We start from the raw sequence: 1,919 nt of genomic DNA, 5'->3' as shown, positions 1-1,919 counted from the left end.
CGGCCAGGGCCGCCTCGATCCCCTCCGGTCTCCCCATACCGCAATAACGAGCCTCGGAGCAGGAAGCGACGGTTTGTTTCCCGGCAGGCCCTTAGGGTTTCTGGCCTGCTGGCAAGGGGCCGGGGGAAGCCGTGGTCGCGGTGTAGATGCCGTGGCCGATCTTGCGGATGAGGCCGCGTTCGGCCCAGCGAGACAGCTGCCGATACATCGTGTTCAGGGTGATGTCGCCGAGGTGGAGGGCGATGTCGCGGGGGTGCCAGAGCCGGTCGGGATGTTCGTGGATCAGTGTCAGGACGCGGTGGTGGCGGCGCTTGTTCGGGGTGGTGTGCCGGTCGTCGCGGGAGGCGGTGGGGAGTGTGGGCGGGGGATCGAGGAGGGTGATATCGAGGCTGGTGACGGCGCGGCTGCGATCGGGTCTCCCGTCGGGGAGGCGTTCTTTGTAACGGGACATGGGTGACGTGACCTTGCGGGTGCTCACGCGCGGGCGGCGTGCTGGGAGCAGGACGGTCAAGGTGGCGTGGCCGATGGCGCCGACCAGGTCCGTCCCGTCGGTGATCACACCGGTGGCCTGGAGGACTTGGTCGCGGGCGGTCTGGAAGGCGATGGTGAAGGAGCAGCGGTCGGGGTCGGTGCCGGGGCGGGACTCGGCCGCGTCCACCATCACCATGCGCAGCAGTTGGTAGAGCGTGAGCAGGGCCCACATCTCCTGTTCCAGGCCGGGGCGGTCGCCGGAGCGCAGGACGCGGCCGTTCATGATCGTGTGACGGAGGGCGTAGTAGGCCGATTCGTGTTCCCACCGCTGGTGGTAGAGGTCGACCAGGGCCGCGGCCGGGTAGCGGTCGGCGTCGACCAGGCTGCTGGCCAGCCGGTAGGAGCCGGCGAAGACGGTTCCGTCCGCGCAGGTCACGGTGATGCGCGCCTCGATGATGCGCATCTGAACAGCGCCGATCACCGACAGATAGGAGCCGTCGCCGAGCCGGCGCAGGATGGGAGTGCGCCGGTTACCGCGCAGTCGGCCCAGGACCTGCGCGCCGGTGGCCCTCACCTCGGCCAGGAAGTCGTTGCTGTCGAAGCCCTTGTCCCACAACACCAGCATGTCCGGGGTCAGTAGGTGTAACAGTCGCCGGGCATAGCTCGTCTCGCCCTCTCTGGTCGGGCCGAAGACCGCGCCGATCACGGCGCGGGTGCCGGTCTCCACCAGCGTCATCAGCTCCAGCAGGGGGTAACCGCCGTGCCCGACCGAGCCGAGCCATGCCTGGTTACGGGCGGTGTCGGGGGCCTTCAGCGAGCTGCAGCCATCGAAGGAGACCGGGCGATAGGCGCCGAACCTCGCACCTGGTGTTCGACGCCCGGCCAACGGCCCGGACACGACCTCGAACAATCGGCGCATCGACACGCTGCCGACCCGTCGACGCAGGTCACGCAGAGCTTTGGCGGTCGGTGTCACCACCACCAGCCCGGCCAGGCCCGTCGTCAGCTTCTGCCAGACCAGCCGGTAGCCGATCTCCGGGAACAGGCACATCGCCAGTAGGAAGTAGACGCCGACCCGTGAGGGTAGGTCCCGCAGGCGGCGCTGCACGGTTCGGGTCTCGTCCAACACCGCGTCGACCAGCTCGAACGGCACCAGCGCGGTCAGCTCCCCGAGGTGCCCGGGCGCGAACACGCCCTCGGCTACCGTGACACGACGGGTGATGGCAGACTTTGCGGACAGCGGAGTCTCCTCACGAAGAGCGATCTTGGTCGAAAGCCCTTCTACCGGAGCTCCGCTCCTTCGTTCATGCCCCGTTCACTCTGTGAGACGCCCTTGCGCCGCAGCTCCAGGCTCTAAGGGCCTGCCGGGAAACAAACCGTCGCTTCCTGCTCCGAGGCTCGTTATTGCGGTATGGGGAGACCGGAGGGGATCGAGGCGGCCCTGGCCG

General features: G+C 68.4%; 1 protein-coding gene. It reads right to left on the bottom strand.

What is annotated here, in order from left to right; translation table 11 throughout:
* Positions 1-91: 91 nt before the first annotated feature.
* Entirely contained in the window at positions 92-1,663 is a 1,572-nt protein-coding gene (locus ABT352_RS40655) for an IS4 family transposase (protein WP_350950443.1), read from the bottom strand.
* Positions 1,664-1,919 lie beyond the last annotated feature (256 nt).

The organism is Streptosporangium sp. NPDC000563 (genome assembly GCF_040299985.1).
Taxonomy (GTDB): Bacteria; Actinomycetota; Actinomycetes; order Streptosporangiales; family Streptosporangiaceae; genus Streptosporangium.
The sequence above is the reverse complement of the archived record's forward strand: the minus strand, read 5'-3'. Positions and strand labels throughout refer to the sequence as shown.